Origin of the sequence: Planococcus liqunii (assembly GCF_030413595.1) — a bacterium.
GTDB classification, from domain to species: Bacteria; Bacillota; Bacilli; order Bacillales_A; family Planococcaceae; genus Planococcus; species Planococcus liqunii.
On the sequence record NZ_CP129238.1, the window covers coordinates 2523820 to 2538574 of the forward strand.

The 14755-nt window shown below is 48.2% G+C and carries 14 protein-coding genes; 1 reads left to right on the plus strand and 13 read right to left on the minus strand.

Going from position 1 to position 14755, the window contains the following annotated elements; all coding sequences use genetic code 11:
• Positions 1-72: 72 nt before the first annotated feature.
• The 5 genes from recG to QWY22_RS12800 all read right to left on the minus strand — a co-directional run bounded on the left by recG (position 73) and on the right by QWY22_RS12800 (position 6256).
• Positions 73-2115 carry an ATP-dependent DNA helicase RecG gene (gene recG / locus QWY22_RS12780; protein ID WP_300984389.1) on the minus strand — a complete coding sequence of 681 codons (2043 nt, stop codon included), beginning with the start codon at positions 2113-2115 and terminating at the stop codon, positions 73-75.
• Positions 2105-3004 carry an L-serine ammonia-lyase, iron-sulfur-dependent, subunit alpha gene (gene sdaAA / locus QWY22_RS12785; RefSeq protein WP_300981230.1) on the minus strand — a complete coding sequence of 300 codons (900 nt, stop codon included), beginning with the start codon at positions 3002-3004 and terminating at the stop codon, positions 2105-2107. The genes recG and sdaAA overlap by 11 nt, the downstream gene beginning before the upstream one ends.
• A 16-nt stretch (positions 3005-3020) precedes the next feature.
• Positions 3021-3683, minus strand: a complete 663-nt coding sequence (sdaAB, locus tag QWY22_RS12790; protein WP_036806757.1) for an L-serine ammonia-lyase, iron-sulfur-dependent subunit beta — start codon at positions 3681-3683, stop codon at positions 3021-3023.
• Between the two features lie 536 nt (positions 3684-4219).
• The gene (locus QWY22_RS12795) at positions 4220-5872 is read right to left on the minus strand and encodes a DAK2 domain-containing protein (RefSeq protein WP_300981231.1); all 1653 of its coding nucleotides are present in this window, start codon (positions 5870-5872) and stop codon (positions 4220-4222) included.
• A 21-nt stretch (positions 5873-5893) separates the two neighbouring features.
• On the minus strand, positions 5894-6256 hold the full coding sequence (locus QWY22_RS12800; protein ID WP_036806763.1) for an Asp23/Gls24 family envelope stress response protein: 363 nt from the start codon (positions 6254-6256) through the stop codon (positions 5894-5896).
• Positions 6257-6476: 220 nt separating this feature from the next.
• Here QWY22_RS12800 and rpmB point away from each other — a divergent pair, with 220 nt between their 5' ends.
• Entirely contained in the window at positions 6477-6665 is a 189-nt protein-coding gene (gene rpmB / locus QWY22_RS12805) for a 50S ribosomal protein L28 (RefSeq protein WP_036806766.1), read from the plus strand.
• 211 nt (positions 6666-6876) lie between these two features.
• Here rpmB and QWY22_RS12810 read toward each other — a convergent pair whose 3' ends face one another.
• The 8 genes from QWY22_RS12810 to def all read right to left on the minus strand — a co-directional run bounded on the left by QWY22_RS12810 (position 6877) and on the right by def (position 14749).
• Positions 6877-7518 carry a thiamine diphosphokinase gene (locus QWY22_RS12810; RefSeq protein ID WP_300981232.1) on the minus strand — a complete coding sequence of 214 codons (642 nt, stop codon included), beginning with the start codon at positions 7516-7518 and terminating at the stop codon, positions 6877-6879.
• Positions 7515-8180 (minus strand): ribulose-phosphate 3-epimerase, encoded by a 666-nt coding sequence (rpe, locus tag QWY22_RS12815; RefSeq protein ID WP_300981233.1) that lies wholly within the window; start codon positions 8178-8180, stop codon positions 7515-7517. Before rpe ends, QWY22_RS12810 begins: the two co-directional genes overlap by 4 nt.
• On the minus strand, positions 8173-9069 hold the full coding sequence (gene rsgA / locus QWY22_RS12820; protein WP_300981234.1) for a ribosome small subunit-dependent GTPase A: 897 nt from the start codon (positions 9067-9069) through the stop codon (positions 8173-8175). Before rsgA ends, rpe begins: the two co-directional genes overlap by 8 nt.
• 28 nt (positions 9070-9097) lie before the next feature.
• A complete protein-coding gene (pknB, locus tag QWY22_RS12825) occupies positions 9098-11068 on the minus strand; it encodes a Stk1 family PASTA domain-containing Ser/Thr kinase (protein WP_300981236.1) in 1971 nt (656 codons plus the stop codon).
• A gap of 2 nt (positions 11069-11070) precedes the next feature.
• Positions 11071-11820: a Stp1/IreP family PP2C-type Ser/Thr phosphatase gene (locus tag QWY22_RS12830; protein WP_300981237.1), complete on the minus strand. Its 750-nt coding sequence runs from the start codon at positions 11818-11820 to the stop codon at positions 11071-11073.
• Positions 11821-11964: 144 nt separating this feature from the next.
• A complete protein-coding gene (gene rsmB, locus QWY22_RS12835; protein WP_300981238.1) occupies positions 11965-13308 on the minus strand; it encodes a 16S rRNA (cytosine(967)-C(5))-methyltransferase RsmB in 1344 nt (447 codons plus the stop codon).
• Entirely contained in the window at positions 13305-14237 is a 933-nt protein-coding gene (gene fmt / locus QWY22_RS12840; RefSeq protein ID WP_300981239.1) for a methionyl-tRNA formyltransferase, read from the minus strand. The genes rsmB and fmt overlap by 4 nt, the downstream gene beginning before the upstream one ends.
• A complete protein-coding gene (def, locus tag QWY22_RS12845; protein ID WP_300981240.1) occupies positions 14234-14749 on the minus strand; it encodes a peptide deformylase in 516 nt (171 codons plus the stop codon). The genes fmt and def overlap by 4 nt, the downstream gene beginning before the upstream one ends.
• Between the last annotated feature and the right edge of the window lie 6 nt (positions 14750-14755).

Consider the following 14755-nt stretch of genomic DNA (forward strand, 5'->3'; position numbering starts at 1 on the left):
TTAGCACTTGGTACTAATATGAGTATATAAATAACAAAAAAAGAATGCAAGGATTATCTGAATCCTGCATTCTTAATCCAGCCTTCCAGCAGCAAGCGCTCCTGACTCTTCAAGGTGCTCACGCAGGCATCTGGTTTCATCGCCTCTCCAAAATTCTTTACTGTTGACCAATGCTTCCGCATCCCGTCTGGCCGTTTCAAGCGCCCGGTAATCGTGGACAAGGTCTGCCATTTTAAACTCCGGCACACCGCTTTGCTTGCGGCCAAAAAAATCGCCAGGTCCGCGCAGCTGTAAATCCTTCTCAGCCAAAACAAAGCCGTCATTGGTTTCCGTCATGGAAGCCATGCGCTCTTTTCCGATTTCGGTTTTCGGATCCGCCAGCAGGACACAATATGACTGGTCACTGCCGCGCCCAACCCGGCCCCTCAATTGATGAAGCTGGGACAAACCGAACCGCTCGGCGTCATAAATCAGCATGAACGTCGCATTCGGCACATTGACGCCGACTTCGACAACCGTAGTGGAAACCAGAACGTCTATCTCGCCTTCGGTGAACGAACGCATCGTTCCTTCTTTTTCATCGGAAGACAGCCTTCCATGCATCAAGCCGACCGTGTGCTTGCCGTGAAAATAAGTTGATAACTGCTGGAACAGATCAACTGCATTCTGATAATCCAGTTTGTCGGATTCCTCGATCAACGGGCAGATGACATATGCCTGCCGCCCAGCAGCCAGCTCTTTTTCCATACGGCTGACGATCTTGCCGAACATATCCTTTTTCATCCAGAACGTTTGAATTTCTTTTCGCCCGACCGGCATTTCGTCAATCACGGATACATCCATTTCTCCAAAAGCTGAAATCGCCAATGTCCGCGGAATTGGTGTAGCGGTCATGAACAGGACATCCGGATTGTACCCCTTGTCTTTCAAAACCCGGCGCTGATCCACGCCAAAACGGTGCTGCTCGTCGGTAATGACAAGCCCAAGCTTCTTGAACCGGACATCCGGCTGAATCAGGGCATGGGTACCGATTAAAATATCAATTTCGCCAGCCGCCAGCTGTTCCTGGATCAGCTGGCGTTTTTTGCCTTTAATAGATCCGGTCAGCAAAGCAATATTCACGGCTAAAGGCTGGAACCATTCTGCCAAAGTATTGGCATGCTGCTCCGCCAGGATTTCTGTCGGAGCCATCAACGCGCCTTGCTGTCCAGCAGTTACAGCCGCATACAACGAAATTGCTGCGACAACGGTTTTCCCCGACCCCACATCGCCCTGCAACAGGCGGTTCATGCGGAAAGGCTCTTTTAAATCCCTGCAGATTTCATTGACCACCCGTTTTTGGGCATCGGTCAAATCAAACGGCAAGGTCTCAATAAATTGTTTTAAGCGGTCCAAGTCATAATCAATGAATGAACCGCCTTCCTCTTCACGGGTCTTTTTGCGCAAGGCCTGCATCTTTAATTGGAACATCAAAAGCTCTTCGTAAACAAAACGGCGCCTTGCCTGTTTCAACGCTTCCCCATCTGTCGGAAAATGAACCCATTCCAATGCATCTTCGATGGCTGGCAAATGGTATTTGGTCAGGAATCGTTCAGGCAGGCAGTCTTCCAAATCGCCTTTTGCCAGATCAAGCGCTTGCCGCATCAGTTTCCGGAAAGTTTTTTGGAAAATACTTCCTTTCAAACTATAAACCGGTTCAAAGTCGACTCCGTCTGTGCGTGGGCCGATGGTATGGTTGGACACTGTTATGACTTGGCGCCCACGGTCCCATTTACCGGTCAAGGTCACTACTTCACTGATCCGCAGCTTCGCTTTTACGTAGGGCTGGTTAAAGAAAATCGCTTTGATCAGATGGCGGCCGACCATCACTTGCACGGTCGTGCGTGATTTGTTTTTCCCTAAAAAAAGGACGGAAGGTTCACTTTCGACCCTTCCCTCCACAGTCACCCGTTCATTATGCGGCGTATCTGCCAAGTCCTTCAGCTGAAAATCTTCATGGCGGTAAGGAAAAGTCATGATCAAGTCATGAATCGTCTCGATTTTCATTTCCTGTAAAGTTTCAGCTGCTTGTTTTCCTACTCCTTTTAAAACGGAGACAGGATCTTTACTGCCCACTGCCAACCACGGCTCCGCCAAAGATTTTTGCTTCCAGCCATTTTCCGGTTGGAGTAGCGGCAAGTCCGCCTTTTGCCGTTTCTCTTAAAGCACTCGGCATCGATTGCCCGATTTCGTACATCGCACTGATTACTTCATCGCAAGGAATGCGGCTTGTAACGCCTGCCAACGCCATATCAGCAGCTACAACTGAGTTGGCCGCCCCCATCGCATTTCGTTTAACGCAGGGCACTTCCACGAGGCCCGCAACCGGGTCGCATACCAAGCCGAGCATATTTTTCATTGTGATGGCAAATGCTTCGGAACTTTGTTGAGGCGTCCCACCCGCCATTTCTACGATGGCTGCTGCAGCCATTGCGGCTGCTGATCCGACTTCCGCCTGGCATCCGCCGGCAGCTCCTGAAATTGAGGCATTGTTGGCAACGACAAATCCGAAAGCTCCCGCCGTAAACAAATAACGGATCATTTGCTCGCGCGTCGGGTTCAGTTTGTTTTGAACCGCAAACAATGTACCGGGCACGACACCGGCAGATCCGGCAGTCGGTGTAGCACAGATTGTACCCATGGCAGCGTTTACTTCATTCGTCGCAACAGCTTTGCTGACCGCATCCAAAAGCAAATCTCCGGACAAGGAATTTCCAGACTCCATGTATTTTTGAAGAAGGACGGCATCGCCTCCTGTTAAACCGGAAACCGAATGTACGCCTTTTAAGCCTTTTTCAACCGCTTCCTCCATGACTGTCAAGTTGCGGTCCATCTGTTTCATGACTTCTTCACGTGGCCGGTCGGTGATCATGATCTCCTGTTCAATCATAATTTCCGAGATCAGCTTGTTTTCCTTCTCAGCGCGTTCAACCAGTTCTCTTACATTGTGAAATAATGGTTCCACTGTATATTCCCCTTTCTCAATCAGCGATCCGCGTCACTTGAGTAATGTTAGGAAGCTCAGCTAGCTCATCCATCACTTCTTTATCGACGTTTTGATCCACTTCTATTACCATAAGCGCCATACGCCCTTTTTCCTTGCGGGAAACTTCCATATGGCCGATATTGATGTCGTATTTGTATAAGCAGTTCGCCACGTTGGCAATGCACCCTGAACGGTCATCATGGACCACTAGGATTGCTGGATGTTCCCCTGACAAACGCAGCGGGAAACCGTTCAATTCCGTGATTTCGATTTTCCCTCCGCCAATGGAAATGCCCATCAGCGACATTTCAGCTTGGTCATCGCCAAGAACAATTCTTGCCGTGTTTGGGTGTTCAACATGCCCTGTTTCAGGGATGAATTCAAATTCCATACCCACTTTTTGCGCTTCTTCAAATGAGGTTTTGATGCGCTCATCGAATGTATCGTAGTCAAGCAGACCTCCCACAATGGCGACGTCTGTGCTATGTCCTTTATATGTTTCGGCGAACGAACCGTATAAATGGATTTTTGCCCATTTTGGCTGGCGCCCGAATAAATCTCTCGCTACTCTTCCAATACGTGCCGCTCCCGCGGTGTGTGAAGAAGAGGGACCAATCATGACCGGCCCTATGATATCAAAAACAGATTTGAACTTCATTGCCCAAACCCCTTCCCTTCAGTACTTGAATCTTATTTTACATGATATTGCCACAATTAACAAAAATAAAAGGCGCATGCCGGAGCATGCGCCTTTTCCAGGCTGTCTAGAAACATTCCATTCTCTAAGCCATTTCGCTCCAAGTGGACGCTTTCCGCGGGCACGGCTTCAGCCGCTTCCTTCACTGCGCTCCGTCCAGGGTCTTCAGCTCGTGCTGATTCCGCAGGAGTCGCCACTTTCCGCTACAATCCGTTCACTTTTTTCATAAAGTTCTCTTTTTATCAGAAAGAGTGGATGAGTATGCATGCTTTTTATTCACAGTTCACTGTCGATATGGAGCAAACCAGCGGAGACGCCTGCGGGAAAGCGAGACAGCCGAGACCCCGCAAGACGCGAAGCGGCTGAGGAGGCTTGGCGCTCGCCCGCGGCAAGCGCAGCTGGGTTGCGTAATATCGGAGATATTCTAAGGGGAATTCTTCTATATCTTTCTCAACAAGCTGTAAAAGGCGCATGCCGGAGCATGCGCCTTTTCTTTATTATTCAACTGATAAAATATAAGGGTAAAGCGGCTGTTTGCCATTGTGGATTTCGACTTCCACTTCTTCATTTAATGTTTCGATGAAGCCAGCAAGTTTTTCAGCATCCGCTTCCGTCACGTCTTCTCCGTAAAGGATCGTTACGATTTCGGCTTCTTCATCTACCAATTTTTTCACCAATTCTTCTGTCACCCGTTCCAGGCTTGTGTCAGAAATGACAATCTTGCCTTCGGAAATGCCCATGAAGTCATCTTTCTTGATTTCAACGCCGTCAATGGCTGTGTCGCGGACTGCAAATGTTACAGAGCCGGTTTTCACTTGCTTCGAGGCTTGAGTCATTGTTTTGTGGTTGTCTTCAACAGAAGCGCCCGGATTGAATGCCAGTAAAGCGGCCATTCCTTGCGGTACATCTTTTGTCGGCACTACGGCTGCTTCAATTTCAAGTAGTTCTGCTGCTTGCTCCGCTGCCATGATGATGTTTTTATTGTTCGGAAGAATCAGTACGCGTTCCGCTTCAATCGACTTGACGGCATTGACGATGTCTTCTGTAGACGGGTTCATCGTCTGTCCGCCTTCAATGACGTACGATGCGCCGATGCTGCGCAATAAATCTGCGATGCCTTCGCCCATGGCCACGGTTACTACAGCGTAAGGATGCTTCGGCGTTTCTTTCGGTGCATCTTTGTGGAAGTCTTCTCCTACAATGTCGATGTGCTGCTGGCGCATATTTTCAATTTTCATCGAAATCAAGCTGCCGTAATTTTGGCCATATGTAAGTACTTTGCCTGGCTCTTCGGAGTGGATGTGGATCTTGGCAATTTCCTCATCTGAAATGACAAGCAAAGAATCGCCATAAGCGCTCAAGTCTGTGCGGAATTCAGCTTCGTTGAATTCTTTTTTTCCTGATTCGAACTTAACCATGAATTCTGTGCAATACCCGAATTCAATATCTGCCGTATCCATAAAACCGGCAATATTCTTATGGTGCTCTGCACTGACCAGGTCGTCCATTGTATTATGGGCATGCTTTTCTGGTAGCGCTTCCCCTTTTAAGCTCGCCAAAAAACCTTCATAGACATAAACGAGCCCCTGGCCGCCGCTGTCCACCACTCCAACTTCTTTCAATACCGGAAGAAGGTCCGGTGTGCGTTCCAATGAAGCTTTGGCTTCTTCTACAACCGCTTCGAACAAAACAATAATGTCTTCCTCTGTTTTGGCCAGTTCCATGCCTTTGGCAGCTGCATCTTTCGCTACTGTCAGAATCGTTCCCTCTACCGGCTTCATCACCGCTTTATAAGCTGTTTCGACGCCGTGTTGAAGCGCTTCCGCGAGTTTCGCCGCAGACAGCTCGGATTCATTTGCAATGTATTTGCCAAATCCACGGAATAATTGAGACAAAATAACGCCAGAATTTCCGCGCGCGCCCATTAATAGTCCTTTAGACAAAGCCCCTGCGGTTTTGCCGACATGCTCTTGTGCATTCGCTTTTGTTTCTTTTGCACCTGATGTCATTGATAAGTTCATATTCGTTCCAGTATCGCCATCCGGCACTGGAAAAACGTTCAATGCATCAACATAATCCGCATTCTGATACAAATGGTGAGATCCCATTTCCACCATATCCGCGAACTGATTTCCATTTAATGACTTCATAGCCGTTTCTTCCTCCTCATACTACGGGTTCGTGACTCGAACTCCCTGAACGTAAATGTTGACCGCTTTGACTGGCATGCCAAGGGTCTTCGTAATGGTATATTTTACTTTGGATTGGACTTGATAAGCAACTTCGGAAATTTTTGTTCCATAGCTGATAATGACATACATATCGATAATCAGGTCTTTATCTTCCTGGCGAACGATAACGCCTTTAGCGAAATTCTCTTTGCGCAAAATATCTGTTAACCCGTCTCTGATTTGATGTTTAGTAGCCATTCCTACAATTCCGTAACATTCAATGGCTGCCCCGCCTGCAATCTGAGCGATTACATCATTGGAAATATCGATTTGGCCGTATTCGTTTTTTAATTCAATCGACATTAAGAATTCCTCCTTGAGTCCTATTTCACTCTTTTCATTCTACATGAAACCATTATACCTGAAAAGGCGCTGTTTGGGTGTAAAGGCTTTTTTCTTGAAAGACATGTGAAAATTAGTTGCAATGCCTAAATGTCTATGGTAAATTATTAAAGTATGTGAAACGAAAAACGAACTGAAATTCTATTATAATTTTCAGCTTCACTTGTGAGGAGGGACTTACATGCCTAAAGTATGTGCAGTTAGTGGACGCAAAGCTCGTGCAGGAAACAACCGTTCGCACGCGATGAATTCGAGCAAACGTACATGGGGAGCAAACCTTCAAAAAGTTCGTATCCTTGTAGACGGTAAACCGAAACGTGTATGGGTTTCTGCGAGAGCATTGAAATCAGGAAAAGTTGAGCGCGTATAATCGCTCATGGATAATGCCAGGTCTGACATTCGTCGGCCTGGCATTTTTTCATGATCAATTTACAAACTTCTTTAAGAAGAGCTTAAAGCGCATTTTCGCTTCACTGATAAATCGAATAAAATCAGCAAACAAAAAGAGATTCCAGATGATATATTCTGGAATCTCTTTTTGTATTGTTTCATTTAAAAATGCAGGCTTCCATTTTGCTTTCCTACCGGTCCGAGCTCTCAATCACAATGCAGCTGCCGCTTGCAAAGGAAACAGATCCTTCTGCTTCCAGTTCATTGCTGATAAAACGTGTGGAGCCGAACGGAATCACTTCATCGTCCACTTCGTACTTGAAGTTTTCCAATTTAAAGCCTTGGACTTCCTGTGCAAAAGGATAAAACGAAATGTACCGGTATGCCGCATCTGGCTGGATCCGGTGAACGCCTGGAGCCAAAAAACGGATGCGGTTTTGCCGGTTGACCAGCACGAAGCCGGTATCCGGAAATTTCTCCTGGTATTTATAGATGGCATGAAGAGCGCTCATGTAATGGTCCAAGCGGCCGCCGGTCACACCGGTCACAATGACTGTTTCGGGTGAAAAATCCATCGCTTTTTCCAGGGCCAGTTCTGTATCGGTTTCATCTTTTTCAGCTGCTGCGCGGTTCAGTTCCGGAAAAAGCATTTCAATTTTTGCCATTTCCGTTGCCGACACCGAATCAAAGTCGCCTACCGCTGCTGCGGGCTGAATGCCCTGCTCCAGCAGCACGATGGTTCCGGCATCCACTCCGATGTACACAGCAGAAGGCCACAAGGAAAAATCGGGAAGCTCCTTCACAGGACCTCCGGCGGTTACAACGACAATCACACTACCGCCTCTTCTCCCGCCTGTTTGATTCCCTGCAAAGCTGCTGCACGGTCTTTTTGGCTATAAATGGCAGAGCCGGCGACAAACACATTCGCTCCGGCTTTCGCACATGGCACAATTGTTTCTTCATTGATGCCGCCGTCGATTTGTATTTCGATGTCCAATCCTCGCTCACGGATCACCTGAGACAATTGCTCAATTTTTGGAACGACGGAATGGATGAACTTCTGCCCGCCGAATCCGGGATTGACTGTCATGAACAGAACCAAATCGATGTCTTCCAGTACATGCTGGATCGTTTCAACCGGTGTATGCGGGTTTAAGACGACTCCCGGCTTAACGCCCAGTGAACGGATCAGCTGGATGGTGCGGTGAAGATGCGGGGCCGCTTCTACATGGACCGTAATGTAATCGGCGCCGGCATTGGCGAAATCTTCGATATAACGGTCGGGATTTTCAATCATCAAGTGAACGTCCAACGGAAGGTTTGTCAACGGACGGAGTGCATCTACCACAACGGCGCCAAAAGAGATATTCGGCACAAAATGGCCGTCCATTACATCAATATGGATCCAATCAGCTCCGGCTTGTTCCACTTCCAGAACTTCCTGGCCCAATTTCGAAAAATCTGCAGCTAGTATAGATGGGGCGATTTTAATCATTTGTATACCTCGGCTTTCGGCTCATTATTTCTTCTAAAAATTTCAAGTAATGCTTGTAGCGGTATTCCGGTATTTCGTTGGCTTCCACAGCTGCCTTGATGGCGCATTTCGGCTCATTCAAATGCAGGCATTCCCTGAATTTGCAGCTATTTGACCGTTCTGCCATTTCAGGGAAACAGCCTGACAATTCCTCTTTTTCAATCGTGTCGAAGTCAAAAGAACTAAAACCCGGTGTATCGGCCAGTAAGCCGTTATTCACTTCAATCAGCTCAACATGGCGGGTCGTGTGCTTGCCCCGGTTCAGCGCTTTGGAAATATCATCCGTCTTGAGCTCCAATGCAGGCAGGATCGTGTTGAGCATCGTTGATTTCCCGACACCGGACTGGCCAGCCAATACACTGATCTTCCCTTCCAATACAGGCATCAACCGTTCCTGTAAACTGGGGTCTCCTTTAAAGGTGGGAATGACTTCATAGCCGATTTTCTCATAATCTGCTATAAAGTGCTCCAATTTCTCTTTTTCGTTGTCTTTTAATAAATCCATTTTCGTCAGGCAAATCACCGGCTTGATGCCATGCTGTTCGATGGCCGTCAAAAAACGGTCCAGCAGCAATGGATGGAAGTCCGGCTGTTTTGCGGAAAAAACAAGGATGGCCTGGTCGATATTCGAAATGGGCGGTCGCACTAATTCATTTTTCCGTTCGTGGACAACTGTAATGGTTCCTTCTAAATCATTATCAGCTTCGTAATCCACAAAATCACCGACTAATGGCGAAATTTGCCGGTTGCGGAAAACTCCCCGGCCTCTGCACTGGATATACCGTTCCCCATTTTCATCCAGAACATAATAAAAACCGCTTAGTGCTTTTCTAATTTGACCTTTCGGCATGCTTGCTTTCACTCCTTTTCATTTAACATTACTCAACGCTGTCATAGGCAATGGTTTCTTCCAAAATAACAGTAGCGTCACGGACAATGCGATATGTGGCACTTCCGCCTTCAGCAATCTGCAATTCAATTTTGCGGGATTCGGTTCCTGTAATGGTGAATTCCTCGACCGGTTCGGCCATTGTATTTTTTTGATCCTGAATATAAATCTGCACTTTCTGCGGTGCCGCTTCTTCGCCTTCTGCCGGCGGTTCTTCCGGTTCAAATGGAATCTCTACGGTATGGATATATGTTTTGAGCGGCAGCGCCGCTTTACCCGAAGACATAACCACTTCAATTGTGCTGCCCGCTTCCAGCTGTTTGTCTGCAGCCGGGTTCTGCGTCAAGACGGTCCCTGCCGGCGCGTTCTCAGAAACTTCTTCGCCGATGATGCGGATATTAAAGCCAGAAGACCTGGCGTATTCATTTAAATCGTCTTCTGTATACCCGGTTATATTTTCAACGGTGCGCATATCTTTTCCTTTGCTGACCACAAATTCAACGTCTGTTTCAGAGACAATGACTTCTTCGCCGGCTCTCGGTTCCTGTTCAAGGATGGTTCCTTCCGGTTCATCAGAAAACTCCGCTACCTGCTCGACGGATTTGAAATTTTCGCCATCCAGCATTTCCAGCGTTTGGTCGATGTCGCGGCCGACATAATCGGCGAATTCCCTCGACTCTTTCCCGGTGCTGACAAACAATTGAATCGCTGACTCACGGTCGCGCATTTTGCCTGCTTCCGGGATGGTCCGAATCACATGGCCCTCTTCAATTTCTTCTGAAGGCCGCTGTTCCTCTTCTCCGATCACAAAGCCCATTGCCTGCAATTCTTCGACGGCTTCATCGCGTTCCATTCCGGAAATATCCGGAACAGCGACTTGCCTCGGCGCGAACATTTCAGGGAAAGCAAGTGCCGTTATCAAACCTGCAAGGATCAATAGCCCAATAATCCCGGCAATCAACGGTCCTTTTTTCTTCTTTTTCTTCGGAGGTGCAGGTGATGGCGCTGTTTTGGCAGCGGCCGGTTTTAGTTCTTTCGTTTTTTCCATGCTTTCATACGTTACCCGGTCTTTGATGATCGGCATCGCTTTTGTTTCATCTGCATCAACGGGAACTGTGAACTTCGCTTCGTCCAGCCGCTCCGGCAAAAGGGCCGTGGCGATGTCTTCCTGCATTTCATCTGCTGACTGATAGCGGTGCTGCGGATTTTTGGCCGTTGCTTTCAACACAATGTTTTCAAGGCTTTGCGGCATGGAAGGAACCAGTTTCTTTAAAGAAGGCGTTTCGGTCTGCAAATGTTTCAACGCAATCGAAACAGCGGATTCGCCTGAAAACGGCAATTGCCCCGTCAGCAATTCATACATGACGATGCCGAGGGAATAAATATCCGATTTCTTATTGGCGGTGCCGCCGCGTGCTTGTTCCGGCGACAAATAGTGGACGGTGCCGAGAACGGAATTGGTCTGTGTATAGGAAGTCGCACTAAGGGCCATTGCAATGCCAAAATCACTGATTTTCACATTGCCTTCCTTATCCATTAAAATATTCTGCGGTTTGATATCCCTGTGGACAATCTGGTTTTGATGCGCATGAGCGAGCGCCGATGTCAATTGAGTCATAATCTTAACCGCTTCTTCAGGGCTCACAGGTGAGTGGTCGATTATGTATTCTTTTAAAGTTTTGCCGGGCACATACTCCATCACCAAATAGTGGATGGACGCTTCTTCGCCGACATCGAATATATTGACGATATTCGGATGGGCGAGGCTCGTCGTCGACAAGGCCTCCCGCTGAAAGCGGCGCTGCAATTCTTCTTCATTTGAAAAATCATACCTTAAAATTTTAATGGCAATGTCGCGGTCCAATATCATGTCATGTGCCAGATAGACATTTGACATTCCGCCTCCGCCAATCAATTCCAATATTTTATAGCGGCCATTTATACTTCTGCCGATCAACATGGCTATACCTCCTCAGCCTTTGAGGAAAGAAGGACAAACGAAATATTGTCTTCTCCTCCCAGTTCATTCGCGAGTTTCACCATTTCTTCCCCTTTTTGGGAAAGCGGGATAGCAGAAAGTACGATTGCTGCGATGTCTTTTTTTGATATTTTATTGCTTAAACCGTCCGAGCAAATCAACAAATAGGAAGAATCCTCCAAAGAGAAATGGAGAATTTCCCCGTCAATTTCGGGATCGGTTCCCAGTGCTTTGACAATCCAATTTTTCTTTGGATGGTCTTCCGCTTCTTCCTCACTGATTTCCCCGCTGTCCACCAGCACATTGACATAGGAATGGTCGCGCGTCAATTGCTCAACTGCCCCGTCAATGACGTAAGCGCGGCTGTCGCCAATATGGCACATCACGCAGTCGTACCGGTCAATCAGCGCTGCAATCAGTGTCGTGCCCATCCCCTTGCAGTCCGGATGGTTCAATGCATATTCATAAACAAGCCGGTTCACGTATTGGACATTGAGCGAAAGCCAGGTTTTGCGCTGATCTACTGTTGACAGGACCTCTGAACTTTCTTCTGTAAAAAGCCTTCCCAATGTCGAAACGGTCAATTCGCTTGCGATATCCCCTGCATTATGCCCGCCCATTCCATCGGCTACGATGGCCAGCAAAAGACCATCCGGCCGCCGAAGGACTGCAACGCGGTCCTCGTTTATTTTGCGTTTTCTGCCAGTATCACTTTCCATGACGTACTGAAACAAATCCCGTTCCCCCGTTTCTTGACTGTTATTCCCTGGATTTTATCGCGCTTTTACAAGCATGAAATCCACTGACCGTATAAGTCCGATCGGTCCACCTACTAATCAGTGGGAAATGAAAGAAACCCCCACAGATTAAGCTCCACTTTATGCCGTAGCTATTTTCCGGAAAGCCGAGATAAAGAATCCGTCGCCGCCGAAATCCTGCGGGAAAATCTGGACAAAGCCGGTATTCTTAAGCCCAAGAGCTTTCGGCAAGGCCACTTCGATTTTTTCCATTTCGGGATGGTCTTTCAGGAATTTCTCCGCCGTTCCCCGGTTTTCAATCGAATCAACCGTACATGTGCTGTATACCATGATGCCATCCGGTTTTAATAACTGCGAAGCCTGGTCCAGCAGCTCCAATTGGATTTCCTGAAGCCGTGCAAAATCCGCTTCTTTTTTGGTGTATTTAATGTCCGGTTTGCGTTTGATGACGCCAAGCCCACTGCACGGAGCATCGACCAGGATACGGTCAAATTTTTCAACGCCAAAGCGTTCAACGCTCTTTTTGCCGTCGCCGACTTCGGTTTCGATGACCGTATGGCCAAGGCGCTTCGCCGTTTCATCAATCAGCTTGATTTTGTGCTGATGGAGATCCATCGCGAACAACTGCCCTTTGTTCTGCATTTTCTCTGCAATATGGGTCGTTTTGCCGCCTGGCGCTGCGCACATGTCCAGGACTTCCATCTCCGGTTCGACTTGCAAGGCATAAGCCGGAAGCATCGAACTTTCATCCTGGATAGTGATAAAGCCTTTTTCGAAAGTCGCTGTTTTGGCCGGCTGGCCATTCGTGACAATGAGGCATTCAGGAACCAGTTCACTTTGCACCGCTTCCAGCCCTTCCGATTCCAGCATTTCAATCACTTCTTCAGGCGTCGCCTGTACGGTATTGACGCGGACGGTCTGTGGAGGAATTTTATTGTTCTCCAACGCCATTTCGCGCGTTTTTTCCAATCCGAACTGTTCTGCCCAGCGTTTGATCATCCAAACCGGGTGGCTCGTTTCAATGGCAATCTTTTCATACGGATCGCTGATCGTATTGAACGAGCGGACCCCGCTGCGCTGAACGGAACGAAGGACGCCGTTGACCACTGAAGCCACGCCGCCATGGCCGCGCCGTTTCGCAATTTCCACGGCTTCATGGACGACCGCATGGGCCGGAATCCGGTCCAAATAAACAATTTGGTACAGCGACATGCGCAGCAATGTTTTCACCCATGGCTCGATTTTCCCTTTCAAGTACGGTTCCAAATAATAGTCGAGCGTCATTTGGTGCTGCAGCGTGCCGTATGTGATTTCAGTCAGCAAACCCTTGTTTTTATCTGCAATGCCGTGGCTTTGAATGGTCTGATGCAACAGCAGATTGCTGTATGCCTGCTTATTTTCTACCGCCCATAGGATTGAAAAAGCGGCATCCCTTACATTGCCTTGTAATTTTTTATTTTTCATTCGAATAAATCTCCTGCCTGGATTTTAGGTCCTTTTAAATAATCGGCGGCAGACATCCGCTTTTTGCCGGCCGGCTGCAATTCCGTGATGGCCAAAACGCCATTGCCCGTCTGGACCAGAATGGCGTCATTCGCCAATTCCAGCACTTCGCCGGGCTTGCCGCTTTTTGCAGAATCCCGTTCTTCGGCCCACCAGATTTTCATGTTCTGATCCTTATACGCCGTAAACGCCACCGGCCAAGGGTGCAGCCCGCGCACCTGGTTGTAGATGGCTTCAGCCGACAACGCCCAGTCAATGCGTTCCTGTTCACGGGAAATATTGCGGGCATAAGTCACTTCCACTTCGTTCTGCGGAATCCGTTCATTGGTTCTATTTATGATGGAAGGCAAAGTTTCTTTCAACAATTCCATGCCGGCCACGCTCAATTTATCAAACATGATGCCGGTATGGTCGGTCTTGCCGATCGGCACTGTGACTTGGGAAATGATGTCCCCTGCATCGAGCCGGTCGACCATGTACATAATCGTCACGCCTGTTTCAGTTTGCCCGTCCATAATGGCTTGGTGAATCGGCGCACCTCCGCGGTAGGCTGGAAGAAGAGAGGCGTGGACATTGATCGCACCAAGCTTTGGTGCTTCAAGCACTTCGCTCGGCAAGATCTGGCCAAAAGCGGCCGTCACAATCAAGTCCGGAGCCAAATCAAGTACATGCTGCAATTCTTCGGGATTTTTCAGTTTTTCGGGCTGATAGACCGGCAGGCCAAGGCGCAGCGCCTCTTCTTTTACCGGCGTTGGCGTCATCACTTTTTTGCGCCCGACAGGCCGGTCCGGCTGTGTGACAACGGAAACGACATCATAGCCTTCTTCTACGAGCATGCGAAGAATGGGGGCCGAAAAAGCCGGCGTCCCCATAAAAACGATCTTGGTCAAACCGATTCCTCCTCTTCCATGGCAGCCGCTTCAGCAATCATGGCGTCCAGCTCTTCCTGAGTGACGTATTTTGAGATTTTGCTGGTGAACAAAATGCCGTCCAAATGGTCCATTTCGTGCAAAATTGCACGCGCTTCGTATCCTTCTGCTTCCAGTTCATACCAAGAACCGTCCCGTTCCTGGGCTTTGATCTTAATGTGATCCGGGCGTTCCACTTCCCCAAAAATCCCCGGGAAGCTCAAGCAGCCTTCTACATCGGTATCGAGGCCTTCAAAAAGCGCCAATTCCGGATTGACCATTTCAATCGGATCCTGCCCTTCCCCAAAATCAACAATGGCCACGCGCTGGTCCACGCCGACTTGCGGTGCGGCAATTCCGACGCCGTCATTGGCTATCATCGTTTCGTGCATATCATCCAGTAAAACGGCAAGCTTTTTATCGAATTTGGTCACTGTCAGGCATTTCTTTTCCAGAATTTCGTTCGGGTGTTTCACAATATTGAGTATAGTCATTTGGTG